25 protein-coding genes are annotated in these 24282 nt (G+C 64.1%); 6 read left to right on the plus strand and 19 right to left on the minus strand.

The features are described 5' to 3' along the window. Window positions 1-15: 15 nt before the first annotated feature. Window positions 16-252, minus strand: coding sequence for a DUF1127 domain-containing protein (locus AC4FWB_RS01295; protein WP_491023990.1), 237 nt, complete (start codon window positions 250-252; stop codon window positions 16-18). Between the two features lie 266 nt (window positions 253-518). Here AC4FWB_RS01295 and AC4FWB_RS01300 point away from each other — a divergent pair, with 266 nt between their 5' ends. After that, the gene (locus tag AC4FWB_RS01300; RefSeq protein WP_491023992.1) at window positions 519-2036 is read left to right on the plus strand and encodes a winged helix-turn-helix domain-containing tetratricopeptide repeat protein; all 1518 of its coding nucleotides are present in this window, start codon (window positions 519-521) and stop codon (window positions 2034-2036) included. A 54-nt stretch (window positions 2037-2090) separates the two neighbouring features. Here the strand turns inward: AC4FWB_RS01300 and AC4FWB_RS01305 are convergent, their stop codons facing one another. Continuing rightward, window positions 2091-2483, minus strand: a complete 393-nt coding sequence (locus AC4FWB_RS01305) for a GFA family protein (RefSeq protein WP_491023993.1) — start codon at window positions 2481-2483, stop codon at window positions 2091-2093. 262 nt (window positions 2484-2745) lie between these two features. Between AC4FWB_RS01305 and AC4FWB_RS01310 the strand changes: the two genes are divergently transcribed. Continuing rightward, entirely contained in the window at window positions 2746-3048 is a 303-nt protein-coding gene (locus AC4FWB_RS01310) for a class I SAM-dependent methyltransferase (RefSeq protein WP_491024328.1), read from the plus strand. A 1-nt stretch (window position 3049) separates the two neighbouring features. Here the strand turns inward: AC4FWB_RS01310 and AC4FWB_RS01315 are convergent, their stop codons facing one another. From AC4FWB_RS01315 to AC4FWB_RS01335, 5 genes are all read right to left on the minus strand, one after another. Further along, window positions 3050-3460 carry a hypothetical protein gene (locus AC4FWB_RS01315; protein ID WP_491023994.1) on the minus strand — a complete coding sequence of 137 codons (411 nt, stop codon included), beginning with the start codon at window positions 3458-3460 and terminating at the stop codon, window positions 3050-3052. A 3-nt stretch (window positions 3461-3463) separates the two neighbouring features. Beyond that, window positions 3464-4345, minus strand: a complete 882-nt coding sequence (locus AC4FWB_RS01320; RefSeq protein ID WP_491023995.1) for an aldose 1-epimerase family protein — start codon at window positions 4343-4345, stop codon at window positions 3464-3466. Window positions 4346-4535: 190 nt separating this feature from the next. Next, on the minus strand, window positions 4536-5252 hold the full coding sequence (locus tag AC4FWB_RS01325; RefSeq protein WP_491023996.1) for a Bax inhibitor-1/YccA family protein: 717 nt from the start codon (window positions 5250-5252) through the stop codon (window positions 4536-4538). Between the two features lie 24 nt (window positions 5253-5276). Beyond that, complete coding sequence (locus AC4FWB_RS01330) at window positions 5277-6050, minus strand: anti-sigma factor family protein (RefSeq protein WP_491023997.1); 774 nt, start codon at window positions 6048-6050, stop codon at window positions 5277-5279. After that, a complete protein-coding gene (locus AC4FWB_RS01335; protein ID WP_491023998.1) occupies window positions 6047-6568 on the minus strand; it encodes a sigma-70 family RNA polymerase sigma factor in 522 nt (173 codons plus the stop codon). The genes AC4FWB_RS01330 and AC4FWB_RS01335 overlap by 4 nt, the downstream gene beginning before the upstream one ends. Before the next feature lie 173 nt (window positions 6569-6741). Between AC4FWB_RS01335 and AC4FWB_RS01340 the strand changes: the two genes are divergently transcribed. Next, entirely contained in the window at window positions 6742-7926 is a 1185-nt protein-coding gene (locus AC4FWB_RS01340; RefSeq protein WP_491023999.1) for an amino acid aminotransferase, read from the plus strand. An 85-nt stretch (window positions 7927-8011) separates the two neighbouring features. Next, window positions 8012-8836 carry a nucleoside triphosphate pyrophosphohydrolase gene (gene mazG, locus AC4FWB_RS01345; RefSeq protein ID WP_491024000.1) on the plus strand — a complete coding sequence of 275 codons (825 nt, stop codon included), beginning with the start codon at window positions 8012-8014 and terminating at the stop codon, window positions 8834-8836. A gap of 8 nt (window positions 8837-8844) precedes the next feature. Here the strand turns inward: mazG and hflX are convergent, their stop codons facing one another. From hflX to dusB, 8 genes are all read right to left on the minus strand, one after another. Then, window positions 8845-10233: a GTPase HflX gene (gene hflX / locus AC4FWB_RS01350; RefSeq protein WP_491024001.1), complete on the minus strand. Its 1389-nt coding sequence runs from the start codon at window positions 10231-10233 to the stop codon at window positions 8845-8847. Beyond that, a complete protein-coding gene (gene hfq, locus AC4FWB_RS01355) occupies window positions 10234-10479 on the minus strand; it encodes an RNA chaperone Hfq (protein WP_006202172.1) in 246 nt (81 codons plus the stop codon). Window positions 10480-10622: 143 nt separating this feature from the next. Further along, entirely contained in the window at window positions 10623-11486 is an 864-nt protein-coding gene (locus AC4FWB_RS01360) for a D-amino-acid transaminase (protein WP_491024002.1), read from the minus strand. 139 nt (window positions 11487-11625) lie between these two features. Continuing rightward, a complete protein-coding gene (gene ntrX / locus AC4FWB_RS01365; RefSeq protein WP_292302777.1) occupies window positions 11626-12987 on the minus strand; it encodes a nitrogen assimilation response regulator NtrX in 1362 nt (453 codons plus the stop codon). Next, window positions 12977-15268 carry a sensor histidine kinase NtrY-like gene (locus AC4FWB_RS01370; RefSeq protein ID WP_491024003.1) on the minus strand — a complete coding sequence of 764 codons (2292 nt, stop codon included), beginning with the start codon at window positions 15266-15268 and terminating at the stop codon, window positions 12977-12979. The genes ntrX and AC4FWB_RS01370 overlap by 11 nt, the downstream gene beginning before the upstream one ends. Window positions 15269-15405: 137 nt before the next feature. Beyond that, window positions 15406-16866, minus strand: coding sequence for a nitrogen regulation protein NR(I) (gene ntrC, locus AC4FWB_RS01375; RefSeq protein ID WP_491024004.1), 1461 nt, complete (start codon window positions 16864-16866; stop codon window positions 15406-15408). Then, window positions 16863-18005: a two-component system sensor histidine kinase NtrB gene (locus AC4FWB_RS01380; RefSeq protein WP_491024005.1), complete on the minus strand. Its 1143-nt coding sequence runs from the start codon at window positions 18003-18005 to the stop codon at window positions 16863-16865. The genes ntrC and AC4FWB_RS01380 overlap by 4 nt, the downstream gene beginning before the upstream one ends. Beyond that, window positions 18002-19030 (minus strand): tRNA dihydrouridine synthase DusB, encoded by a 1029-nt coding sequence (gene dusB, locus AC4FWB_RS01385; protein ID WP_491024006.1) that lies wholly within the window; start codon window positions 19028-19030, stop codon window positions 18002-18004. Before dusB ends, AC4FWB_RS01380 begins: the two co-directional genes overlap by 4 nt. A 139-nt stretch (window positions 19031-19169) precedes the next feature. Between dusB and AC4FWB_RS01390 the strand changes: the two genes are divergently transcribed. Both AC4FWB_RS01390 and AC4FWB_RS01395 read left to right on the plus strand, forming a co-directional pair. Beyond that, window positions 19170-20399: a bifunctional 2-C-methyl-D-erythritol 4-phosphate cytidylyltransferase/2-C-methyl-D-erythritol 2,4-cyclodiphosphate synthase gene (locus tag AC4FWB_RS01390; RefSeq protein WP_491024007.1), complete on the plus strand. Its 1230-nt coding sequence runs from the start codon at window positions 19170-19172 to the stop codon at window positions 20397-20399. Further along, a complete protein-coding gene (locus AC4FWB_RS01395) occupies window positions 20396-20878 on the plus strand; it encodes a CinA family protein (RefSeq protein ID WP_491024008.1) in 483 nt (160 codons plus the stop codon). Before AC4FWB_RS01390 ends, AC4FWB_RS01395 begins: the two co-directional genes overlap by 4 nt. Before the next feature lie 12 nt (window positions 20879-20890). Here the strand turns inward: AC4FWB_RS01395 and AC4FWB_RS01400 are convergent, their stop codons facing one another. The 4 genes from AC4FWB_RS01400 to lpdA all read right to left on the minus strand — a co-directional run bounded on the left by AC4FWB_RS01400 (window position 20891) and on the right by lpdA (window position 24274). Next, window positions 20891-21346, minus strand: a complete 456-nt coding sequence (locus tag AC4FWB_RS01400; RefSeq protein ID WP_491024009.1) for a type II toxin-antitoxin system RatA family toxin — start codon at window positions 21344-21346, stop codon at window positions 20891-20893. Between the two features lie 8 nt (window positions 21347-21354). Further along, window positions 21355-22320: a lipoyl synthase gene (gene lipA, locus AC4FWB_RS01405; protein WP_491024329.1), complete on the minus strand. Its 966-nt coding sequence runs from the start codon at window positions 22318-22320 to the stop codon at window positions 21355-21357. 130 nt (window positions 22321-22450) lie between these two features. Further along, on the minus strand, window positions 22451-22708 hold the full coding sequence (locus tag AC4FWB_RS01410; RefSeq protein ID WP_059188542.1) for a GlsB/YeaQ/YmgE family stress response membrane protein: 258 nt from the start codon (window positions 22706-22708) through the stop codon (window positions 22451-22453). A 120-nt stretch (window positions 22709-22828) separates the two neighbouring features. Next, a complete protein-coding gene (gene lpdA, locus AC4FWB_RS01415) occupies window positions 22829-24274 on the minus strand; it encodes a dihydrolipoyl dehydrogenase (protein ID WP_491024010.1) in 1446 nt (481 codons plus the stop codon). Window positions 24275-24282: the final 8 nt, after the last annotated feature.

Raw genomic sequence — 24282 nt, forward strand, 5'->3', positions numbered from 1 at the left:
GTGGCAACACTCGCCCTATCGTTGCCAGAAGGGCAACTTGGCGATCTCTTCCTCGGCCTGCCTTCTCGTCAGGCCGATATCGTCGATCAGATGCGGACTTGCCTCCGACATTCGCTTGATATCCCAGCGAAAGCGTGTCTGCTCGCGCCATGCCGCGATTGTGTTTTGCAGGGTCGCCAGGCTGTAGCGCCGAGGCGATGTCCGCCCTGGCCGCACTGCCTGATGCGGGGCTGATGCAAGGGTCTTGTTCATCGCAACCTCCATATGGGTTGAGGGTCCACATCGTTGGGAGTTGGGACCCGTCGACCTGAAAGAGGTTGAATTCTGCAGGACGCGGAGAGCGCCGTAATTAAGCCCGCCCAAATAGTTCTCAAAACTTCCAAATGGGTTCGAGCAGTTCATCGGTTTGAGGAGAACGACGAACCGCTCTATCTCTTTGTTTGACGCAATCCGGACGGAGGCTACGGCGAAGTCGCCGCGCCAAACCGTTTCACACTTTTCCTGGAATTGCTCTATAGATGCGCCGCATGCAGGGATCGCGCTTTGCCTTTGGTCCGTTCGTGCTTGATCCGGCTGCGGGAACGCTGCTTCGGGACGATGTCCCCGTTTCCGTCGGCTACCGCGGGACAAAGCTGCTTGCGGCGCTCGTCGGACGTCCGGGTGAAATCCTCGGCAAAGCCGAGCTGATGGACGCAGCATGGCCGGGCACGGCTGTCGAGGAAGGCAACCTCACCGTCCAGATCGCGCAGTTGCGCAAACTGCTCGGCCCGGCCGCCGACGGCGGTGAATGGATCGCCACCGTTCCGCGCGTCGGCTACCGCTTCACGGGGGTTATCGAACAGCTCGGCGAGGCGAAGCGAAAACCTTTGCCGCTGCCCGGCAAACCGTCGATCGCCGTGCTGCCCTTCGTCAATTTCAGCAACGATCCCGAGCAGGACTCCTTCGCGGATGGGCTGACCGAGGACCTGATCACCGATCTGTCCAGGAACGCTGGCCTGTTCGTCATCGCGCGCAACTCGGTCTTTGCCTACAAGGGAAAGGCGATGGATGTGCGCGAGATCGCGCAGGATCTTGGCGTGCGCTACCTTCTGGAGGGAAGCGCAAGGCGCGCCGCCGGGCGCGTGCGCATCAACGCCCAGTTGGTCGACGCGGTGACCGGCGAGCATTTGTGGGCGGAACGCTTCGATCGCAGCCTGGAAGATATCTTCGCCGTTCAGGACGAGGTGACGGCCAAGATCGTGGAGGCGCTGCTCGGCCGGCTGCGCACACCGCCGCCGCGCAATCGGCCGAAGAATATCGAGGCCTACGATCTCTGCGTACGGGCGCGCAAGCTTATAGACGACTCGCCGCAGACGGCGCGAGAAGCGCATCTGATGCTGACGCGCGCGGTTTCGCTCGATCCGGAATACGCCGAGGCCTATCGCTGGCTCGCCATGAACCACTGGATGGGATGGGTGCATTGGGGCGAACCCATCGAACCCAACCGCAACCTTGCCTTGGAACTGGCCCGCAAAGCCGTGGCGATCGACCCCAACGATGCCGGCTGCCACTGGGTGCTGGCCAACCTGCTTGCCTATGAGCGCCGCTTCGACGAGGCCGATGCGGAATTCGCCAAGGCGTTCGAGCTCGATCCGAACGACGCCGACGCCTGGGCGACATTGTCCGACATCGAGGTCCTGGCCGGGCGGATCGAGGAAGGCCTCGAGCACATTCGCAAGGCGTTTCGGCTGAACCCTTATCCGACAAGCTGGTACTATCTGACGCTCGGCCAGGCGCAATATGCCGCCGGCGATTACGAGGCCGCCGTCGAGACGCTGCGCCGGGACGAGACCTATCGCACAAGCTCGCGTCGTTTCCTGGCGGCGAGCCTTGCCCAGCTCGGCCGGTTCGACGAGGCGCGCGCGGAGGTCGAGCTGTTCCTCGTCAGCAATCCGCATTTCACGACCCGCCATTGGGTCTGGACCGAGCCGTTCCGAGACAACGCGACGCTCGAGCATTTCGTCGACGGCTTCCACAAAGCCGGCCTTCCGGATTGACGGCCGGCGCAAACTTCCAAGTGGGCATTCGATCCGGAAGCGGATGGTCGCACGCTACTCCTCGAAGCGGCCCTCGGCCTCACGATCGCGCTCGTATCGTCTCGTGAGCGGAAATGGCGGCAGCCAGGACTCGCGACGGATAATCCAGCTTTCATAAGTCGGCTTCAGCTGGTCAGGGGCGTCCAGGGAGCCAAGATGCACTTCGATTTCGTCCCCGGTGCGCGCGAAAACGGACGAGCCGCAGCGCGGGCAGAAAAACCGCCCGGCATAGTCGCGTGTTTCGCCATCGATCGTCACCGCATCCTGGGGGAATATCGCCGAAGCATAAAAAAGGGCGCCATGATGCTTGCGGCAGTCGAGACAGTGGCAAATGCCGACCCGGTACGGGCGACCCGACGCCACAATCCGGACGTCGCCGCACAGGCAACCACCGGTGAATCGGTCCATGTTGCGTCTCCTCCAAGATCAGGCGGGCCGGATGTTTACAACGAACCGCGCCGGGCCGTCCATGAAAGCTGCGTCAACCTCGCTTGCCTTGCCCACGAACCGAGATGCATAACGCATCTCATGGCTGCCGGGATCTCCGAGCGGATATCCGCCTTCGTCGAAGCGCTACCGTTGAAACCGGGACTTCGCGTCCTGGAGATCGGCTGCGGGCCCCGGCGTTGCCGCTCGCGCTGTTGCTCGCCGTATCGGCAACGGCTTCGTTCTGGCGATCGACCGTTCGGAAAAGGCAATCCGATTGGCGCGAGCGGGTTCGGCCGATGAGATGGCTTTGGGCAGTCTTGATTTCAGGCACGTGGCAATCGAGGACTTTGCATTGAGTTCCGGCGATGCCTTCTTTGACATCGCCTTTGCCATGCGGGTCGGCGCGCTCGACGGGCGTCACCCCGAGGCTGGCCGGGCGGCGTTGACGCGCATCAACGCGGCCCTGAAAGCAGGCGGCAGGCTCTTCATCGACGGCGGCGACCCGTTGAAGGAGATCGATTTGGGCCGTGACTTGCCGTCCTAGTCTAGAAAAATCCGTTGAGAAACGCAGCCGTCTCGTCCGAGATGCCGACGATCTTGTTCGTCGCCTGGCGATAGAATTTGAAGTTGAGCTCGGTCTCCGGCCGGCTATCCTTCCAGTCCTTGAATCGCTTGAGCTCGTCTCGGCCCAATCGCCGCGCGGCCAATGCGGTGCGACGGATCGAAACGCTGACGCGTGGCGTCTGCCGTTCGAGATCGAGCCTTCTGGGAACGGCCTCGGACGACGTGACGATGCCACGCGCGACAAGCCCCTGCCCGCCTTCGTTTTCGCTGGCGAACACGAAGATCGCGTCGCCATCGGCGATATGCTTGCCGCCATACATGGTTTTCTGGGCGGCGAATGAAAACGTCTCCGCGCGCGGATCCTTGACCTCGGCCTTGATCGCAAAGGCCATGCCTTACGGCTCCCGGTCGATGGCGATCCGGTAGGTCAGCGTGCGCGTCGCGCTCGGCTCGACCAGCATCACGCCCGGCTTGTCGGCAAATTCGCCGTCAAAATCGACCGGGCTGGCGATGCCATGCCAGGGCTCGATGCACAGGAACGGCGCGCCGCCCGGCTTGGACCAGATGCCCAACTCGTTGAAACCCTGCCACGACATTTCGATCGCGGGCCCGTGCTCGGCGGCATAGCGCACGCTGGTGCTGGACGGCCGGTCCAGAATGACGGCGTCGTCGTCGAACAGCCGCTCGGAGAGCGCGAGCGTCTTGCCTTCGATCGGCGTGGGTTGCGGCTGTGGCAGCATGAGCCCGTCTTTCAGGCGGCGGATCGGCGCGGTCTCATTGCCGGCAAAGGTCAACCGATACGCTTCCTTGGGCAGTTCCGGCAGCAGCGGCCAGTTGAAGGCCGGGTGAGCGCCGATCGAGGCCGGCATCACCTCGTCGCCTGTGTTGGTAACCTCGAAGGTCACGCCAAGCTGCCGAAGTGCGAGGCTGTAGCGTATGGCCAGGCGGAAAGCGAACGGGTAGCGGACACGACTGTCCGCGTCGTCGGTCAAGACCAGGGTGCAGGAGGAAGGCCCCTGCTCCGCCCAGTCAAAACGCCTGTCGCGGGCGAAACCGTGCTGCGTCATCGGATAGTTTTGGCCGCGATGGCGCAACTGGTCGCCCTTGAGCCGGCCGACGATCGGAAACAGGACCGGCGAATGGCGCCGCCAGGCGGGCCCTGCCTGCCACAAAAGCTCGGTCCCGTCGGCGTCGCGCAGCGAGACCAACTCGGCCCCCTGCCCGACGATGGTCGCGGAGATGCCTTCGCCGTGAAGAGTGAGGCTTTCCTGTTCCATGGGGTCCTCGCGGCTGGCTGTGTGGACGGCAGGCTAGCAAATGGCTTTGTGTGAACTCAAGAGCGGCAGGCCATGCCACGCTTCAAACGGGGTAATCCTTGCCTTGAGTTGTTGTCTCGAACGAAAAAAGTGGCCGGAGGTTTCCCTCCAGCCACGTCAAGGTCGGCAGTGTTGCCTGCTACGGTCCGGACTATTCGCGCTCGCCGGTGAAATTCAGCAGCAGCTGGAAGATGTTGATGAAGTTCAGATAGAGCGAGAAGGCGCCGAAGACGGCAAGCTTCTGCTGCGATTCCGCGTCGAAGTTCTCGGCATACTGCTCCTTGATCGTCTGCGTGTCCCAGGCGGTCAGGCCGATGAAGACGGCGATGCCGATCACCGAGATGGCGAACTGCAGCGCGGTCGAGCCGAGGAACAGGTTGACCAGGCTGGCGATCACCACGCCGATCAGGCCCATGATCAGGAAGGACGAGAACTGCGTCAGGTCGCGCCTGGTCGTGTAGCCGTAGAGGCTGGTGGCGCCGAACATCGTCGCGGCGATGAAGAAGGTGCGCGCGATGCTGGTGCCGGTGAAGACCAGGAACACCGAAGCGAGCGACAGGCCCATGACGGCGCAGAAGGCCCAGAACATGGCCTGCGCGCTCGCCGCCGACATCGTCTGCATCTTGAACGAGAAGAGCATGACGAAGGCGAGCGGCGCCAGCATCACCACCCATTTCAACGGGCTGGAGAAGATCGGCACATAGAGCGCCGGCGTCGAGGCCACGAAAAGGGCGACAAGGCCGGTAACGACAAGGCCGAGGCCCATATAGTTGTAGACGCGCAGCATGTGCTTGCGCAGGCCCTCGTCATAGACCGCTCCGGCCTGGACGCCGGTGCCCATTCGGTATCCGAGATTGGGGCTGTTCATTCGGGTTCTCCTTGGTTGGATGTCTCAGTAAAGCGTCCGGGCCAGCTTTTCGGCGGCACGATCGAGATCGCCGGCATCGCTTCGTCCGACGACGGCGTAAGCGACCTCGCCGATCTGGAAATAGGCGGATGAGATGTCGCCAGAGGGGGCGACGGTGGGCTTCACCACGTCGAACGTGCCCGGCCTGATCGCAAACAGCGACACCAGGCCGAGATCCTTCGTTTCGACCGCCATCTCGACGCTCGGCCCAAACCGCGACGGATAGACCTGCACGTCGCGGATCTTCCAATCGTCGGGCAATGAAGGCATGACGATTGCCGTCGCGGCGCGGATTTCGTCGGCATTGTAGCCCGGGGCTTCTGTCTGCGATGGCATCGTCTCGCGCACCAGCGTCGTCCGGTGCGCGCTCACCGCTTCCTCGACATAGGCGGGCGGCTGCGTCGAGGCGACCACCTTGGTGACGGCGATCGGCCCGAAGACGCCGTTCGCAAGCCAACCCGCCGCCACCAGCACGGCGGCGGCCGCGGCGCGCTGCAGCACGGAAAAGACACGATCCCTGGCAAGCGCCCTCTCCAGCCGCCGCGCAGCCTCGGTCGTTGCCGGGCGCGCCATGCCAACGGGGCTCGCAAGCGCCACCCGCAGCTCGTCACGCGTCCTGAGATCGGACATCACGCGGGCCGCCACTTCCGGGCGCGTGGAAAGAAAGGCCTCGACCTCTATGCGGCGGGCGACGTCGAGCTGATCGTCGACATAGGCATCGATATCCGCATCGGTCACGGGATCGACGATAGCGGTCATGATTCACCTCCCACGATCCTCAAGTGATTTTTGCCGCGCGCGGGAGCGCCCTCCTCCATCTCGCGCAGCGCAGCACGCGCGCGGCCGATGCGCGACATCAGGGTTCCAAGCGGCACACCGCTGACCTCGGCGGCCTCTGCGTAGCTCAGGCCTTCGATTGCGACGAGATGCAGGGCGGAACGCTGTTCTTCCGGCAGCGCCAGGAAGGCTTCCCGCACCTGCGCCAAGCGCACCGAATGGTCCTGGGATGCCGCTACGCTCTGATCGGCGAGATGGCCGGCCTGCTCGATGCGAGCCGCTTCCGACCGGCGCGAGCGCATGCGGTCGATGAAGATGTTGTGCACGATCGCCAGCAGCCAGGCGCGCGGGTTGCCGCCGGTGCGAAAGGTTGCGCGGCGCTCATAGGCGCGCACCAGCGCATCGTGCACCAGATCCTCGGCGTCGGCGCCGTCGCGCGTCAGGGAGCGCGCATAGCGCCTCAGCGACCCCAACTGCCCGACGATATCGAAGCGTGCCATCGACCGTTTCATGCCCTGTTTACGGAGCCGGGCAAGGTTTTAATCCCGACGACAGGTAGTTTTCTGCGGCGGCAAGCCCTCGCTCTTTGCGTCTAGTGCCGGCTGCCGGAAGGAAACCGCTGGCGCACCACGGCCGATTTGCGTATCACTCCGCCGCCATTGGAGCCTGATCGATGTTCGAAACCCTGCAGCCCGCGCCCGCCGACAAGATCCTCGCCTTGATCGGCCTCTATCGCGCCGACACGCGCCCCGGCAAGGTCGACCTTGGCGTCGGCGTCTACAAGGATCGCGACGGCAGGACGCCGGTGATGCGCGCGGTGCGCGAGGCGGAGAAGCGGCTGCTTGCAAGCCAGGACACCAAGACCTATCTCGGCCTTGCCGGCGATACGGGCTTCAACGCCGCAATGATCAAGCTTGCCTTCGGCGAGAGGGCCGACCTTTCGCGCATTCGCGCAGCGCAGGCGCCTGGCGGATCGGGCGCGCTCCGGCTTGTGGCCGAGCTTCTGCAGCGCACGCGTGCCGGCGCGACGGTGTGGCTCTCCGACCCGACCTGGCCGAACCATCTGCCGGTAATGCGCGCCGCCGGCCTGCAGGTGCGCGATTATCCTTATTTCGACGCCGTTTCCGGCGCCGTCCGCTTCGACGACATGCTGGCCGCGCTGAAAACCGCCAACAGCGGCGATGTCGTGCTGCTACATGGCTGCTGCCACAATCCGACCGGCGCCAACCTCGATGCCGCGCAATGGGCCAAGGTGGCCGACGTCCTCTTGGAACGCGGCCTGCTGCCCTTCGTCGACATCGCCTATCAGGGCTTTGGCGAAGGCCTCGATGCCGACGCCGCCGGCCTGCGGCTGCTTGCCGACAAAGTCCCGGAAATGGTCGTCGCCTCGAGCTGCTCGAAGAATTTTGCCGTCTATCGCGACCGCGTCGGCGCCGCGATGATCGTGGCCAAGGACGGCGCGCAGGCGGATGTAGCGATGAGCCAGATGCTGGCCGCGGCGCGCGCGCTTTATTCGATGCCGCCGGACCATGGCGCGGCGGCCGTGCGCATGGTGCTCGAAGACGCCGGCCTGAAGAAGGATTGGGAGACGGAACTCGAAGAGATGCGGCTGCGGATGCTCAGGCTGCGCGTCGCCTTCGCCGAGGCGCTGCGCCGGCAGTCCAACTCCGACCGCTTCGATTTCGTCGCCAGCCATCGCGGTATGTTTTCACGCCTGGGGCTGACGGAGGCACAGGTCGAGCGCCTGCGCACCGAGCACGCCGTCTATATGGTGGGCGACAGCCGCATCAACGTGGCCGGCCTGCCGGAGGACGGCATGGACGATCTCGCCAAGGCGATCGTCTCGGTGCTCGACTGAGAACAGCCCGCGCGGCTGTGGACAATAGGCTTTTGCCAGCCGGCGGGATTGGTCGCCCGCCGCTATGCGCGCTAGGGTTTACGGCATGAAACCCTCGAAAGACATTTCCCGGCTGATCGAGATCATGGCCGCGCTCAGGGCGCCGAAGACCGGCTGTCCATGGGACATCGAGCAGAATTTTTCGACCATCGCGCCTTATACGGTCGAGGAAGCTTACGAGGTCGCTGACGCCATTGCGCGCGGCGACCTCGACGATCTGCGCGAGGAACTGGGCGATCTGCTGCTGCAGGTCGTCTACCACGCGCAGATGGCTGAAGAGGCCGGCGAGTTCGCGTTCGGCGACGTCGTCGAGGCCATCACCACCAAGATGATCCGCCGCCACCCGCATGTCTTCGGCGAAGAGAAGGCGCGCAGCGCCGGCATGGCCAAGGGCATGTGGGAGAAGATCAAGGCGACTGAGAAGGCCGATAAGCGCAACGCCCGCATCGCGCGCGGCCTCGATCCGGAAGATCACGGCAAGGGTTTTCTCGACAGCGTGCCGGTTGCGCTCCCTGCCCTGACCCGCGCGCTCAAGCTGCAGGAGAAGGCAGCTCGCGTCGGTTTCGACTGGAGCGAGGCAGCACCTATCCTCGACAAAATAGAGGAAGAGATCGGCGAGTTGCGCGAGGCGCTCGCCACTGGCGATGCGGCACCGATCAAGGACGAATTCGGCGACATGCTGTTTGCCGTCGTCAATCTCGGCCGCCATCTGAAGCTCGACGCCGAAGCCGCGCTCAGCGGCACCAATGAGAAATTCCGCTCGCGATTCCACTATGTCGAGAGGGCATTGGAGGCTTCCGGCAGTTCTTTGGAAAAGGCGACGCTGGACGAGATGGAAGCGCTCTGGCAGCAGGCCAAAAGCGAAAAATAAGCAGCGGCTTAGCTGCCTGTCTTGCGGTGGAGCCGGCTCTCGATTTCCTGCCTCGCGCTGTGCGTTGCGGTCAACGAGATGGTGACGCTGCCATCCTCATTGTCGGCTCGCGAGACGACGTCGCCATTGCGGTAAAGCCAGTCGACCTGGCCAAGCTGGGCAGGGCTCAGCGTGACAGTCATCGTTTCAAGCTCGCCGGAAACCCTGGTTTCGATGAGCGCCTTCAACGCGTCGATACCCTCGCCGGTCGCCGCCGATATCGCGATCGGCGGTGCCTTGCCGCCGGCGCTCTCGGCAAGCAGGCGCTCGCGATTGCCTTCGTCGAGCAGGTCGATCTTGTTCCACACCTCGATCACGCGGCCGGTGTCGGCGGCATCGACGCCGAGATCGCCAAGGATGCGCTCGACATCCTCCGCCTGGGCGGCGGTGTCGGGATCGGAAATGTCGCGCAGATGCAGCACGAGATCGGCCTCGACGACCTCTTCCAGCGTCGCCCGGAAAGCCGCGACCAGATGCGTCGGCAGGTCGGAGATGAAACCGACCGTGTCCGACAGGATGACCGGCGTGCCATGCGGCAGCCGCACGCGGCGCAAAGTCGGGTCGAGCGTCGCGAACAGCATGTCCTCGGCCAGCACCCCTGCCCCGGTCAGCCGGTTGAACAGCGTCGACTTGCCGGCATTGGTGTAGCCGACGATCGCCACCACTGGGAATGGCACCTTCTTGCGCTTGGCGCGGTGCAGGTCGCGCGTGCGCCGAACCGTCTCCAGCTCATGCTTCAGCTTGGTGATCTTGTCCTGGAGGATGCGCCGGTCCGATTCGATCTGCGTCTCGCCGGGACCGCCGAGGAAACCGGCGCCGCCGCGTTGCCGTTCGAGGTGGGTCCAGCTGCGAACCAGCCGGCCCTTCTGGTAGTTGAGATGCGCCAGCTCGACCTGGAGCGTGCCTTCCTTGGTCCTGGCGCGCTCGCCGAAGATCTCGAGAATCAGCCCGGTGCGGTCGAGCACCTTGGCGTTCAGTTCCTTCTCGAGATTGCGCTGCTGCACCGGCGTCAACGGATGGTCGACGATGACCAGCTCCGCCTTGCGCTCCTTCACGATGTCGGCGAACTCCGCCACCTTGCCGCTGCCGAGCAGCGTTGCCGGGCGTGGATCGGCGACCGTCACCACAGCCGTGTGCACCGGATCGAGGTCGATGGCGCTGGCAAGGCCGACCGCCTCGTCGTGGCGGGCATCGGCCGAGCGGCTTAGGCGCGGACGACTCAAATCGTCATCGCCGCGCGGCTGGCGGGCAAGCACAGGCACAATGACAACGGCCCGGGTCGGATCCTTGGCTTCCGGCCCGAGCTGGTGTCCTTGTTTCCCGCGAACGCTGCGGTCCGCGTCCTTCTCACGTGCCAATCAGGCGCCCTGGCTTTCCTCGCCATCGAACATCTGAACCGGCTGGCTCGGCATGATCGTGGAAATGGCGTGCTTGTAGACGAGCTGGGAATGCCCGTCGCGCCGCAACAACACACAGAAATTGTCGAACGAAGTGACGACGCCGGTCAGCTTCACGCCGTTGATGAGGAAGATGGTAAGTGGATTTTTGCTCTTGCGAACTGAATTCAGGAACAGGTCCTGAAGATTTTGCGATCGTTCCGCCATTGTTTTTGTCTTTCGCCGATCCCCTTCGGTCTGCAGGCCAATGCGCCAAATTACGCGGCGACTGTCAAGCGCGCAAACCCCCTCTTGCCGCCTAAACGACAAGCAGAACGAGATAGTTGAGGTTCATTCCACCTTTGCGGTTATCAGGCTGGACTTTTTTCCGCAATGTCAAAAAATGCCTGCCGCAACGAAAGTGTCATGGAGCCGGGGTGGCCGTTTGCGATCGGCGCGCCGTCGATCTCGACCACCGGCATGGCGATCGTCGTCGCGGAGCTGATGAAAGCCTCGCGTGCGGCCTTGGCTTCGGCGACCGAAAACCCGCGTTCCTCGATCTTCAGACCGAGCTTGGCGGCGACATCGAACAGCGTCGTGCGGGTGATGCCGCGCAGGATGCCGTGCTCGGCCGGCCGCGTCACCAGAACGCCGTCCCCGGTGATGATCCAGGCGTTGGACGAACCGCCTTCCTTGACTGTGCCATCCGTATCGACGAACCAGGCCTCCTGCGCGCCGGCCTCCTTGGCCTTCTGCTTGGCGAGCACATTGGGCAAGAGGCCGGTGCTCTTGATGTCGACGCGGTCCCAGCGATTCTCAGGGACAGTGATGACCTTGATGCCGGTCTCGACACGCGTGGCAGCGGCGGCGGGATCGGCTTTCCGGGCGGTTATCACCAGGGCTGACCTGATACCGGCTGCCGGGAAGACGAATTCACGGCTGGCGACGCCGCGCGTCACCTGGACATAGACGAGGCCGTTGACGACATGGTTGCGGCGAACTACCTCGCGCAGAAGCATCGGCAGGACGCCTTCCGAGACCGGCCAGGCAATTGACAGCTCCTTCAGCGAGCGCTTGAGACGGGCAAGATGGCGCGGCATGTCGACGATAAAGCCGCGCGCCACCTCGCAGACCTCATAGACGCCGTCGGCGAACTGGTAACCCCGATCCTCGATATGGACGCGGGCTTCAGCATGGGCGACGTAGCGCCCGTTGACATAGGCAATGCGCGGCATGGAACACCTCAGGGGAAATGTCCGGCTTTCTTAGGCGATTCCGCCGCTGCCGTAATGAACAATCGGGTGGACCAATAGTCGCTGGAGTCTTTACGCAATTCCGGACGGAAAACCGCTGCGCACTTTTCCTGGAATTGCTTTAGACGCCCAGCGACTTCAGCTTGCGGTGCAAGGCCGAGCGCTCCATGCCGATGAACTCGGCGGTCTTTGAAATGTTGCCGCCGAAGCGGTTGATCTGGGCGATCAGATAATCCTTCTCGAACTGTTCGCGCGCCTCGCGCAGCGGCAGCGCCATGATGTGCTGGTCCGACTGGTTGGGCGTGCGCGGCATGACGTCGCCGATCTCGGAGGGCAGAAGGTCGGCGGTGATCGGCGCATCCGCGTCGCCGCCGCGCGCCAGGATCATCAGCCGCTCGACATTGTTGCGGAGTTGGCGGACGTTGCCGGGCCAGTTATGCGCCTGCAGCACGGCTAAAGCGTCATCGCCGATGCGGCGCGGCTTGATGCCGGCCTGGCGCGCGATCTGCTTCATGAAATTGTCGACGAGATACGGGATATCCTCGCGCCGCTCGGCAAGGCCCGGCACCGTCACCGGAACCACCGCCAGGCGATGATAGAGGTCCTCGCGGAAGCGGCCGTCGGCGATCATCGCCTCCAGGTTCTGCGCCGTCGAGGAGATGATGCGGACGTCGACCTTGACCCGCTTGGTACCCCCTACCCGCTCGAACTGCTGCTCGACCAGGACGCGCAGGATCTTGTTCTGCGTCTCGCGCGGCATGTCGGCGACTTCATCGATGTAGAGGATGCCGCGATGCGCTTCTTCCAGCGCGCCCACCTTGCGCTCGGTACCGTTCGATTCGGTGCCGAACAGCTCGATCTCCATGCGCTCGGGCGTGATGGTCGCGGCGCTCAGCGTCACGAACGGTCCTGCCTTGCGCGCCGACAGTGTGTGGATGGCGCGCGCCGTCAGTTCCTTGCCGGAGCCGGACGGACCGATGATCATGACGCGGCTGTTGGTCGGCGCGACGCGCTCGATGGTCTGCCGCAACTGGCTCATCGCCGACGACATGCCGATCAGGTCGAAAGTCTCGCCGCTGCGCAGCTTGAGGTCGGAGACCTCGCGCCGCAGTTTGGATGTCTCCAGCGCGCGTTCGGCGATCAGGATGAGGCGATCGGCCTTGAACGGCTTCTCGATGAAATCATAGGCGCCGCGCCGGATGGCCGAGACCGCCGTTTCGATGTTGCCATGGCCGGAGATCATCACCACCGGCATGTTCGGATGCATCGTCTTGATCTCGTCGAGCAGCGCCAGGCCATCGAGGCGCGAGCCCTGCAGCCAGATATCGAGGAAAATCAACCGCGGCGCCCTATCAGCAATTGCTGCAAGCGCGCTGTCGGCATCGTGTGCCGTGCGGGTTTCATGACCTTCGTCGCTCAGGATACCGGCGACGAGTTCGCGGATGTCTTCCTCGTCATCGACGATGAGAATGTCAGACGCCATTACCGACCTTTTCAGTTTCTCGTTCGTGTTCGTTGCGGCCTTCGCCGCGTGGCGGCGCGGCAACGACCGCCGCCGGCGGCAGGATGATCGAGATCATCGCGCCCCGGCCACCGTGGAAATCCGGCGGCGCGTCGTGCAATTCGAGCCGGCCGCCATGGTCCTCCACGATCTTCTTGACGATAGCGAGGCCAAGGCCGGTGCCTTTTTCGCGCGTCGTCATATAGGGCTCGAGCAGCCTCTGCCGATTCTCGCGCGGCAGCCCTTTGCCGTTGTCGATAACGTCGATTCTTATGGCGCCATCTTGGCGCCCGGCTTGAATCCGGATTGTGCCGTCGGAACGGTCTTTCGCATCAAGTCCGTCAATGGCCTCGGCGGCGTTCTTGATGACGTTGCCGAAGGCCTGCGCCATCAGGCGGCTGTCGAAGGTGCCCTTGAGCGGCTCATTGCCGAAATCGCGCTGGAAGGCAATGTCGGAGCGGCTGACTTCCACCAGGAACGATGCCTCGCGCAGCGATTCGCGCAGATCGATGACTTTCATCTCCGGCTTCGGCATGCGGGCGAAGGCCGAGAATTCGTCGACCATGCGGCCGATGTCCTCGACCTGGCGGATGATGGTGTCGGTGCACTGATCGAAGACCTCGCGGTCCTCGGTGATGACCTTGCCGTAGCGGCGCCTGATGCGCTCCGCCGAGAGCTGGATCGGCGTCAGCGGATTCTTGATCTCGTGAGCGATGCGCCGCGCTACGTCCGCCCAGGCCGACGAGCGCTGCGCCTGGACCAGATCGGTGATGTCGTCGACGGTAACGACATAGGATTTCTCTTCCGAGCCGTCGTCTCCGGCCTCGACGGTGATCTGGACATTGAACGTCCGTTCCATGCCGGTGCGGAAGAACGTCACCTGCTCGCGATAGACCGGTTTGCCGGATTGGCGGCCGATCTCGAAGACGCGGCCGACATGCGGCAGGATCGTCGAAAGATTCTGCCCGAGTGCCGCGCTTGCCGAGATCGCGAGCATGGTTTCGGCCGAGCGATTGACGATGGTGATGATGCCGTAGGGATCGACGCCGATGACGCCGGCCGTGACGCCGGCAAGCACAGCTTCCGAGAAGCGCCGCCGCTCGTCGATCAGATCCTTGGCCGAGAGAAGCTCGTTGCGCTGCGACTTGAGCTCGAGGATCATGTTGTTGAAGGTTTCGCCAAGCGAGGCGACGTCGCCGTCGGACTGACGCACGGGAACAGCGACGTCGAGATTGCCGGTCGCCACTTCGTCCGCCGCGCCGATCAGCTGGCGGATCGGCCGCACCAGCCGGTCGGCGACCGCAATGCCGGTCCAGATCGCCGACAGGATGATGATCAGCGTCAGCGACAGGTAAGGCAGCGCGAAGGCCACCTGGGAGGTGCGGCGGTTGTCTTCGAGATTGCGGTATTCGTCGGTGTTGGATTTGACGATCTGGCGCGCCCTGATCACCTCGGGGTCGACCAGCCGGATGGTATAGAGGTAAAGGCCCTCGATCTCGCGCAGCTTGACGATAGCGCCCATGATGTTGCGGGTGCGCGGCTCGATCAGCACCGGCTTGCCGTCGGCGGCGGTTTCGACAGCGCCCGGCGGCGGTTCGGGCATGGCGAAATCAGTGTCGGTCTTGGCGCTCATGACGAAAGAACCGTCGGGCTTGATCAGCGCCGCATGCGCCAACCCGCGGCCGACGGCTTCCTTGTTCATGAGGTCGAGGAACCCGGTGCGGTCGAGGCCATAGAGCGTGCGCGAGGCGTCGAGATCATAGGCCATCGACAGGGTCGTGCCCTGCAGGTTGCGCGCATTTTCCTGGACATAGGCGTCCGCGATCGACAGCGACGAATTGACGATGGTCTTGGTGCGGATCTCGAACCAGCGGTCGAGGCCGATATCGAGCGTTATCGAGGCGATGATCGCCACCATGATCGCCGGGATGGCGGCGACCAGCGCGAACATGGCGACAATGCGCACATGCAGCCGCGAGGCAGCCCTGCCGTGCCGCCGGGCCATGACGATGCGACGCACCTCGCGGGCGACCAGCGCGATTAGGAACAGGACGAAGACAGCATTGAGCGCGATCAGCGCCCACGTCGTATTGGCGTTCGGAGCGATCGGCGTCGCGCCGACCAGGATCGCGAACGAGATCGCAGCCGTGATCATGGCGCCCACGATCGCGACCACGCCGGGCAGCGCCAGCAACCGGCGACCGTCGCGAACGCCGGCCCGGCTGAAAAGCGGTTGGTTCAGTGTTGGAGCCTCAGCAGCCATATCGCCGTCTAGAGTCGGTCATTGCGTCGGATGTATGCAACGCATTGTGGCGATTATGCAACAAGTGTGGCCGCGACGGAAATCTTTCCCCGGCTCATCCCCAAAAGGTGAAGCCCAACAAAGCGCGTTACGCTGAATTAGGGCTGCCTGGCAGCCTTATAGACGTTGACGCCAAGCTCGCGGATCTTCTTGCGCAGGGTGTTGCGGTTGAGGCCCAAAAGCTCGGCCGCCTTGATCTGGTTGCCGCGCGTCGCCGTCATCGAGGCCAGCACCAGCGGGTATTCGACCTCGGCGAGGATGCGCTGGTAAAGCCCCGATGGCGGCAGTTCGCCGGCGAAGGAAGCAAAATAACGCTGCAGGAAATGCTCGACCGCCTGGCTGATCGACAGATCGTCGGGGATGAGCGGTCCGGCGCCCGGCACAACGGGCCTTTCGCCGGTCTTGAGCTCCGTCTCGATGATCTCGGCCGAAATCTCGTCCTGCGAATAGAGCGCGGCGAGCCTGCGCACCAGGTTTTCCAGCTCGCGCACATTGCCGGGCCACGGGTAGCGCTTCATCAGCTCGATGCCGCCCGCGGAAATGCGCTTGGTCTGCAGGCCTTCGCTGGCGCCCTGCTTGAAGAAATGCCGCACCAGGTCGGGAACGTCTTCAGAGCGCTCGCGCAACGCCGGCAGCCTCAGCGGCACGACGTTCAGGCGGTAGAACAGGTCTTCGCGGAACAGGCCCTGGTTGATCAGCGTCCGCAAATCCTTGTTGGTGGCGGCGACGATGCGCACGTCGGTCTTGATCGGCGTGCGGCCGCCGACCGTCGTATATTCGCCCTGCTGCAGCACGCGCAGCAGTCGCGTTTGCGCCTCCATCGGCATGTCGCCGATCTCGTCGAGGAACAGCGTGCCGCCTTCGGCCTGCTCGAAGCGGCCGGTGGAGCGGTTCTGGGCGCCGGTGAAGGCGCCCTTCTCATGGCCGAACAGCTCCGATTCGATCAGGTCGCGCGGGATCGCCGCCATGTTGATCGCCACGAACGGCCCGCCGCGGCGGCGGCCATATTCATGCAGCGCGCGCGCCACCAGCTCCTTGCCGGTGCCTGACTCGCCGCTGATCATCACCGTCAGGTCGGTCTGCATCATGCGCGCCAGCATGCGGTAGATGTCCTGCATGGCGGCCGAGCGGCCGACCAAGGGCATCGTCTCCGGCTGCTCGTCGGCGCGCGAATCGAGCTTCGGCCGCTTCGGCTCGGCCAGCGCCCGGTTGACGATGTTGAGCAGTTCGGTGAGGTCGAAGGGCTTCGGCAGATACTCGTAAGCGCCCGTTTCTGAAGCGCGGATGGCGGTCATGAAAGTGTTCTGCGCGCTCATGACGATGACCGGCAGTTCCGGCCGCGCCTTCTTGATGCGCGGCAGCATGTCGAAGGCGTTTTCATCCGGCATCACCACGTCGGTGATGACGAGATCGCCCTCGCCCGCCGCCACCCAGCGCCACAGCGTCGAGGCGTTCGAGGTCACACGCACCTCGTGGCCGACGCGCGACAGCGCCTGGTTGAGCACGGTGCGGATGGCCGCATCGTCGTCGGCGACGAGAATATTGCCGCGAACGGTCATTTGCGGTCTCCTTCTGCTTCGTCGCCGGCGCCGGGCGAAGTCTCCTTCCAGGCCGGCATCAGGACGCGGAACGTGGTTCCGCGCGGCGTCGAATCGCATTCGATGATGCCGCCGTGCTCGCCGACGATCTTGGCGACCAGCGCCAGTCCGAGGCCCGAGCCGTTCGGCTTGGTGGTGATGAACGGGTCGAACAGGATCGGCAGGATGTCCTCGGAAACACCGGGGCCGTTGTCGTGCACGCAGAATTCCAGCGGCAGCGAGACGCGGTCCTGCGTCCCCGGCACGGAAACGCGGATGCCGGGCCGGAAGGCCGTCGACAGCACGATCTCGCCCTGCGGGTCGGCGCCGATCGCCTCGGCAGCGTTTTTCACCAGGTTGAGGAACACCTGGATCAGCTGGTCGCGATTGGCGAAGACCGGAGGAAGCGATGGATCATATTCCTCCAACATCTTGATCCGCCTGGCAAAACCGTTCTTGGCGATCGCCTTTACATGATCGAGCACGACATGGATGTTGACGGGGAAGCGCTCGATCGGCCGCTCGTCGGAAAACACCTCCATGCGGTCGACCAGCGACACGATGCGGTCGGTCTCGTCGGTGATCAGCCGGGTGAGCGCGCGGTCCTCGTCGGAGGCTGAGAGCTCGAGCAACTGGGCGGCGCCGCGGATGCCGGAGAGCGGGTTCTTGATCTCATGCGCCAGCATGGCGGCCAGGCCGGTGACGGAACGGGCAGCACCCCGATGCGTCATCTGGCGGTCGATCTTGTCGGCCATCGACCGTTCCTGGAACATAACCACGACCGAGCCTGGGAACTCCGGCACCGGCGCGACATAGAGGTCGACCATCTTCTCGATGCCGAGGCGCGGCGACGAGACATCGACACGGTATTCGTTGACCGGCGCGCGGCGCTCGCGCACCTGATCGACCAGCGTCAGCAGCGGACTGCCGAAGGGCACCAGCTTGGAGAGCGTGTTGCGGGCAAGCATGGTGGCGCTGGAGCGGAAGAAATCTTCGGCGTCCGCGTTGGCGAAGGTGATGAACCCGTCGGGATCGACCATGATTACCGGCCGGCGGATCGTGTTCAACACGATGTTGGCCGCGTCCGCCATATCGGCCTCTTGTGGGACACTGGCCTTCATGCAGCGCTCCGGAGTTCAGTCGACAGGCCAATGTCGGCAAGGGCCTCGCGCAATCCACGGATGACTTCAGCCGGCTCGAAAGAGGTGAGGACGCGCTTGCGCTGCTCCGCCGAAACACCGGCCGCGTGTCGGTCGAGATACCAGCCGAGATGCTTGCGCGCCTGGCGCAGCCCGCTTTCGATGCCGTAGAGCGAAAGCATATCTTCGTAATGCGCAACGACGTAGTCGGCGATCGCTTGCGGCGTTTCGGGAATGCCTGGCGCAGATATGCCAGCGGCGGCGGTCGCGACGCCGCCCGCGGTCCACGGCGCGCCGTAATGGGCGCGGCCGATCATAACCGCGTCGGCGCCCGACTGCTCCAGGATTGCGGCTGCCTCTTGCGGGGAGCTGACATCGCCATTGGCCACCACCGGGATCGAGACCGCTTGCCTGACGCGCGCGATCGCGCGCCAGTCGGCCTTACCCTGGTAGAACTGGCAGCGCGTGCGGCCATGCACGGTCACCATCTTGACGCCGGCCTCTTCGGCGCGGCGCGCCAGCATCGGCGCATTGAGCGCGCTTTCGTCCCAGCCGAGCCGCATCTTGACGGTCACCGGCACTGAAACGACGCCCACCACCGCTTCGATCAGCGACAGCGCATGGTCGAGATCGCGCATCAGCGCCGAGCCGGCATAGCCGCCCGTTACCTTCTTTGCCGGGCAGCCCATGTTGATGTCGATGATGTCGGCGCCCTCGCCCGCTGCGATTCGCGCACCTTCGGCCATATGCGCGGCCTCGCGGCCGGCAAGTTGGACCATGTGGACGGGCAGCCCGGAATGGCGGATGCGCAAGTCGCAGCCTGCCCTGCCCTTGGCCAGTTCACCGCTCGCCACCATTTCCGAGACGACCAGCCCGGCGCCATGCGCATGGGCGCGCTGCCGAAACGGCTCGTCGGTGATGCCCGACATCGGCGCAAGGAACACGCGGTTGCGGATCCTCACGCTGCCGACATCAAGTGGCGAAGCCAATGTGGTCAATTCAGGCATGCACAAAAACCAAGCATGTTCGATTGCTGCACATTCTCTAGCCAGATGCAACCCATTGTGCAACGCGCAATGACGTCACATTAAGGCGCATTTTGGAAAATGCTGGCCTTCCCTTCGAGCCCCGACTAAGCCTCTCGCCATGACTAACGCAAGTGAAGATCAGGGTTCGGGTACGGAAGGCCAGGTCGGCGTGGTCATCGTCGCGGCCGGTCGCGGCGCGCGCGCCGGGCAGGCCGATGGACCGAAGCAGTATCAGCGCATCGGCGGCCGTGCCGTCATCGCGCATACGCTGGAGAGATTCCTGTCGCATCCCAGTGTCGGGCCGGTGGTCGTGGCGATCCATGCCGATGACCGCGAGCTGTTCGAACGCGCGGTGGGAGCCAATGCCGGGCGCGTCGTCGCGGTCACCGGCGGCGCGTCCCGCCAGGCTTCCGTCCGGCTCGGGCTCCTGGCGCTCAGGGAGCAGGCGCCGGCAAAAGTGCTGGTGCATGACGCAGTACGCCCCTTCGTCGACGACGGACTGATCGATCGCACCATCGAAGCCATTAGCGAGCGCCAGGGCGCGCTGCCCGCGCTGCCCGTCGCCGACACGCTCAAACGGGAATCGGTCGACGGCACGATCGAGGAGACGGTGTCGAGGGCAGGCCTTCACGCCGCGCAAACGCCGCAGGGCTTTCCGTTCTGGCCGCTGCTCGCCGCCCACGAGAAAGCACATCATCTGGGCAAGACCGAATTCACCGACGATGCGGCCATCGCCGAATGGGCGCATATTCCGGTCAAGATCGTCACCGGCTCGCCGGACAACATCAAACTCACCTGGGCAAGGGATATTGCGATGGCCGACCAGCGGCTTTCCAGCGGACTGCCGCGCTTTCCGGACATCCGCACCGGCAATGGTTACGATGTGCACGCCTTCGAGCCCGGCGACCATGTCACGCTGTGCGGCGTCGCCATTCCGTATGACCGAAAACTCTCCGGCCATTCGGACGCCGATGTCGGACTCCATGCGCTTACAGACGCGCTGCTCGCCACCTGCGGCGCCGGCGATATCGGCACGCATTTCCCGCCGTCGGATCCACAGTGGAAGGGCGTTGCCTCGAATATCTTCGTCGAGCATGCGGCCAGGCTGGTGCGCGAGCGCGGCGGCCGCATAGCCAATGCCGATGTCACGCTGATCTGCGAGGCGCCCCGCGTCGGGCCGCACCGCGCGGCGATGACGGCGGCGCTCGCGGCGATGCTCGGCATTGCGCCGGAGCGTATTTCGATCAAGGCGACGACCAACGAAAAGCTCGGCTTTGTCGGGCGCGGCGAAGGCATAGCGGCGATTGCCACCGCCAGCGTCGTCTATCCGGGAGAGGTGCCTGAATGAGCAACGCCGAACTCGCCGACGCCTTGCTCCAGGCCTGCCAGCAACGCGGCATCATGCTGGCGACGGCCGAAAGCTGCACCGGCGGCATGATCATCGCGGCACTGACCGACATTGCCGGCTCTTCCGCCGTGGTCGACCGCGGCTTCATCACCTATTCCAACGAAGCCAAGATGGAGATGCTTGGCGTCTCCGCCGCAACGCTCGATGCGCATGGCGCAGTCTCGCGCGAGACGGTGCTCGAGATGGCGGCCGGCGCGCTGGCGCATTCGCGCGCGAGCCTCTCCCTTGCCGTCACCGGCATCGCCGGCCCGAGCGGCGGGTCGGCGGAAAAGCCGGTCGGCCTCGTCTGGTTCGGCGTTGCGCTGGCCGGCCGGCCGGTCGTCGCCGAGCGCCAGCTGTTTGGCCACAAGGGCAGGGAGTTCATCCGCCACGAGACGGTTAGGCACGCGTTGCAGCTCGGGCTGCGCGCCCTCGCTTAGACTATCAAGGGATCAGGCCATCTTGGCGCCGTAGATCACGTCCGCCCGTTTCTCGAAGGCTTCGGAGAACATGCGGAAGGCACGGTCGAACATCGTGCCCATCAGCGCGCCGAGGATGCGGCTCTTGAACTCGTAATCGATGAAGAAGTGGACTTCGCAGCCGCCAACGGCCGGGTCGAAGCGCCAGATATTGCTTAGATATTTGAACGGGCCATCGATGTATTTGACGTCGATGGCGTTCTCGTCGGGCTTCAGCAGCACCTGGGTGGTAAAAGTCTCGCGGATCGCCTTGTAGCCGATGCTCATATCGGCGATGAGGATGGTGCGGCCGTCGCGCTCCTTGCGCGAGCGCACCGTCAGCGCCTCGCAAAGCGGCAGGAACTGCGGGTAGGCCTCGATATCCGCCACCAGCGCGAACATCTTCTCCGGCGTGTGGGCGACGCGGCGGGTGGCTTCGAATTTCGGCATCTAACCGGTCAGATGGCTTTCTTGAGCTGCGCCTCGCGCGCCGCGCGCAGCCTGGCGAAATCCTCGCCGGCGTGGTGCGAGGAGCGCGTCAGCGGGCTCGACGCCATCAAAAGGAAGCCCTTGGTCTTGCCAACCGTCTCGAAGGACTTGAACTCGTCCGGCGTGACGAAGCGGATCACCGGGTGGTGCTTCTTCGAAGGCTGCAGATACTGGCCGATGGTCATGAAGTCGACATTGGCCGAGCGCAGGTCGTCCATGAGCTGCAGCACCTCGTTCCGCTCCTCGCCGAGGCCGACCATGATGCCGGATTTGGTGAAGATCGACGGATCGAGTTCTTTCACGCGCTGCAGCAGCCGGATCGAGTGGAAGTAGCGGGCACCCGGCCGAACCGTCAGGTAGTTCGACGGCACCGTCTCGAGGTTGTGGTTGAAGACGTCGGGCTTGGCCGCCACGACGATCTCGAGCGCGCCGTCCTTGCGCAGGAAGTCGGGCGTCAGGATCTCGATCGTCGTCAAAGGCGCCGCCGCGCGGATGGCGTGGATGACCTCGGCGAAATGCTGCGCCCCGCCGTCGGCAAGGTCGTCGCGGTCGACCGAGGTGATGACGACGTGACTGAGGCCCATCTGCTTGACGGCGTGGGCAACGCGCGCCGGTTCGTCCGGATCGAGCGCGGTCGGGATGCCGGTGGCGACGTTGCAGAACGCGCAGGCGCGCGTGCAGATCTCGCCCATGATCATGAAGGTGGCGTGCTTCTTGTCCCAGCATTCGCCGATATTCGGGCAGCCGGCCTCCTCGCACACCGTCACCAGCTTGTGCGACTTCACGATCTCGCGCGTCTCCGCATAGCCCTTCGAAACCGGCGCCTTGACGCGGATCCAGTCCGGCTTGCGCAGCACTTCCTGGTCCGGCCTGTGCGCCTTTTCGGGATGCCGAGGGCGCGGTGCATTGGCGGTCGTGTCGAGAACAGTAACCATCTCAAACCCTTCGCGGCCGCTGGCATCGCGGCCGCCTGTCTGCGTCATCTAGGACTTTTCGGAGTAAAGAAAAAGGCCGCGCCGGTGCATGTCGCCACGGCCATTTTCGCATAACGGCGTTCGCTAGGGTTCAGCGCCGCACCAGCCGGCCCACGAAGATCAGCAGGCAGGCGCCGATGAAGCCGGTGATCAGATAGGCGACCCAGCCGACGCCGAAAGACTGGATGTTGAGAGCCTGCAAGATGGCGTTCAGCACCACCGCACCGACGATGCCCATGATAATGTTCATGAAGATGCCGGTGTTGCTCTTCATGACCATCTCGGCGAGCCAGCCCGCCAGACCTCCGATGATGATGGCTGCGATCCAGCCGACGCCATTCAAGTGCATATGCCAACTCCTCCTGTGTCAGGTGAACAAGCATCCGGATATGAGCGACCTTGCCGTCAGGATTCTCCGGCTGCCGAATGTGAGTCTCGCGCAGCCAATCTATCACCGATTGGCGATTTATCATGCGTTCAAAGCGCGGCCATAGGCGTCGAGCACGCTTTCCTTCATCATCTCCGAGAGCGTCGGATGCGGGAAGATGGTGTGCATAAGCTCTTCCTCGGTGGTCTCCAGGTTCATCGCCACGACGAAGCCCTGGATGAGCTCGGTCACCTCGGCGCCGATCATGTGCGCGCCGAGAAGCTGGCCGGTCTTCTTGTCGAAGATGGTCTTGATGAAGCCCTGGTCCTCGCCAAGCGCGATGGCCTTGCCGTTGGCGCCGAACTGGAAGCGGCCGACGCGGATGTCCTTGCCTTCGGCCTTGGCCTTGGCTTCGGTCAGGCCGACCGACGCAACCTGCGGGCTGCAATAGGTGCAGCCCGGGATCTTCAGCTTGTCGGTGGCATGCACGCCGGGGAAATTGGCGATCTTTTCGATGCAGACCACGCCTTCGTGCTCGGCCTTGTGGGCAAGCATGGGCGGCCCGGCAACGTCACCAATGGCGTAGATGCCGGGCACATTGGTCTTGCCATAGCCGTCGACGACGATGCAGCCGCGATCCGTCTTCACGCCAAGCGCCTCGAGGCCGAGTCCCTCGATATTGCCCTGCACGCCGACGGCCGAGATCATGCGGTCGGCGGTGATCTTTTCGACCTTGCCGTCCTTCATCTCGACATGCGCGGTGACCGAATTGGCTGATTTCTCGACCTTCGTCACCTTGGCCTCGAGCAGGATCTTCATCCCCTGCTTCTCGAACTGTTTTTGCGCGAATTTGGAGACCTCGGCATCCTCGACCGGCATCACCGCCGGCAGCAATTCGACCACGGTCACATCGGCGCCCATGGTGCGATAGAAGGAAGCGAACTCGATGCCGATGGCGCCCGAGCCCATCACCAGCAGCGACTTCGGCATTTCCTTCGGCACCATCGCCTCGAAATAGGTCCAGATCAGCTTGCCGTCCGGCTCGATGCCGGGCAGCGCGCGCGGCTTGGCGCCGGTCGCGAGGATAATGTGTTTGGCCGTATAGGTGCCGTCGCCCTTGACGCCCTTCGGCACCGGTGGCTGCGGCTCCATCGGCTTCTTGGCGGTCTTGGAGACGACGATCTCGCCGGGCTTGGTAAGTTTCGCCTCGCCCCAGATGACGTCGACCTTGTTCTTCTTCATCAGGAAGCCGACGCCGCCGTTCAACCGCAGCGACACTTTTCGCGAGCGATCGACGACGGCGGCCGTATCGGGGCTGACCTTGCCGTCGAGCTTTAGGCCGTAGTCCTTGAGATGATCCGAGTAGTGCATGATTTCGGCCGAGCGCAGTAAAGCTTTGGTCGGGATGCAGCCCCAGTTCAGGCAGATGCCGCCGAGATGCTCGCGCTCGACGATCGCCGTCTTGAAGCCGAGCTGGGCGGAGCGCACGGCGGTGACGTAGCCGCCGGGGCCAGAGCCGATAATGATGACGTCGTAGTTCTCAGCCACGGGTTTTT

It is taken from the genome of Mesorhizobium sp. LEGMi-168a (assembly GCF_058312955.1).

What these genes read in the sequence shown, in the direction of transcription:
- AC4FWB_RS01370 (WP_491024003.1), bottom strand. Translation starts at nt 15,268, where the DNA reads ATGGCTGCTGAGGCTCCAACACTGAACCAACCGCTTTTCAGCCGGGCC.
- AC4FWB_RS01305 (WP_491023993.1), bottom strand. Translation starts at nt 2,483, where the DNA reads ATGGACCGATTCACCGGTGGTTGCCTGTGCGGCGACGTCCGGATTGTG.
- AC4FWB_RS01400 (WP_491024009.1), bottom strand. Translation starts at nt 21,346, where the DNA reads ATGCCGAAATTCGAAGCCACCCGCCGCGTCGCCCACACGCCGGAGAAG.
- AC4FWB_RS01300 (WP_491023992.1), top strand. Translation starts at nt 519, where the DNA reads ATGCGCCGCATGCAGGGATCGCGCTTTGCCTTTGGTCCGTTCGTGCTT.
- AC4FWB_RS01340 (WP_491023999.1), top strand. Translation starts at nt 6,742, where the DNA reads ATGTTCGAAACCCTGCAGCCCGCGCCCGCCGACAAGATCCTCGCCTTG.
- AC4FWB_RS01335 (WP_491023998.1), bottom strand. Translation starts at nt 6,568, where the DNA reads ATGGCACGCTTCGATATCGTCGGGCAGTTGGGGTCGCTGAGGCGCTAT.
- AC4FWB_RS01315 (WP_491023994.1), bottom strand. Translation starts at nt 3,460, where the DNA reads ATGGCCTTTGCGATCAAGGCCGAGGTCAAGGATCCGCGCGCGGAGACG.
- AC4FWB_RS01360 (WP_491024002.1), bottom strand. Translation starts at nt 11,486, where the DNA reads ATGCCGCGCATTGCCTATGTCAACGGGCGCTACGTCGCCCATGCTGAA.
- AC4FWB_RS01295 (WP_491023990.1), bottom strand. Translation starts at nt 252, where the DNA reads ATGAACAAGACCCTTGCATCAGCCCCGCATCAGGCAGTGCGGCCAGGG.
- dusB (WP_491024006.1), bottom strand. Translation starts at nt 19,030, where the DNA reads ATGCCTGAATTGACCACATTGGCTTCGCCACTTGATGTCGGCAGCGTG.
- AC4FWB_RS01410 (WP_059188542.1), bottom strand. Translation starts at nt 22,708, where the DNA reads ATGCACTTGAATGGCGTCGGCTGGATCGCAGCCATCATCATCGGAGGT.
- ntrX (WP_292302777.1), bottom strand. Translation starts at nt 12,987, where the DNA reads ATGGCGTCTGACATTCTCATCGTCGATGACGAGGAAGACATCCGCGAA.
- AC4FWB_RS01390 (WP_491024007.1), top strand. Translation starts at nt 19,170, where the DNA reads ATGACTAACGCAAGTGAAGATCAGGGTTCGGGTACGGAAGGCCAGGTC.
- lipA (WP_491024329.1), bottom strand. Translation starts at nt 22,320, where the DNA reads ATGGTTACTGTTCTCGACACGACCGCCAATGCACCGCGCCCTCGGCAT.
- AC4FWB_RS01380 (WP_491024005.1), bottom strand. Translation starts at nt 18,005, where the DNA reads ATGAAGGCCAGTGTCCCACAAGAGGCCGATATGGCGGACGCGGCCAAC.
- hfq (WP_006202172.1), bottom strand. Translation starts at nt 10,479, where the DNA reads ATGGCGGAACGATCGCAAAATCTTCAGGACCTGTTCCTGAATTCAGTT.
- AC4FWB_RS01325 (WP_491023996.1), bottom strand. Translation starts at nt 5,252, where the DNA reads ATGAACAGCCCCAATCTCGGATACCGAATGGGCACCGGCGTCCAGGCC.
- AC4FWB_RS01320 (WP_491023995.1), bottom strand. Translation starts at nt 4,345, where the DNA reads ATGGAACAGGAAAGCCTCACTCTTCACGGCGAAGGCATCTCCGCGACC.
- AC4FWB_RS01395 (WP_491024008.1), top strand. Translation starts at nt 20,396, where the DNA reads ATGAGCAACGCCGAACTCGCCGACGCCTTGCTCCAGGCCTGCCAGCAA.
- ntrC (WP_491024004.1), bottom strand. Translation starts at nt 16,866, where the DNA reads ATGACCGTTCGCGGCAATATTCTCGTCGCCGACGACGATGCGGCCATC.
- mazG (WP_491024000.1), top strand. Translation starts at nt 8,012, where the DNA reads ATGAAACCCTCGAAAGACATTTCCCGGCTGATCGAGATCATGGCCGCG.
- AC4FWB_RS01330 (WP_491023997.1), bottom strand. Translation starts at nt 6,050, where the DNA reads ATGACCGCTATCGTCGATCCCGTGACCGATGCGGATATCGATGCCTAT.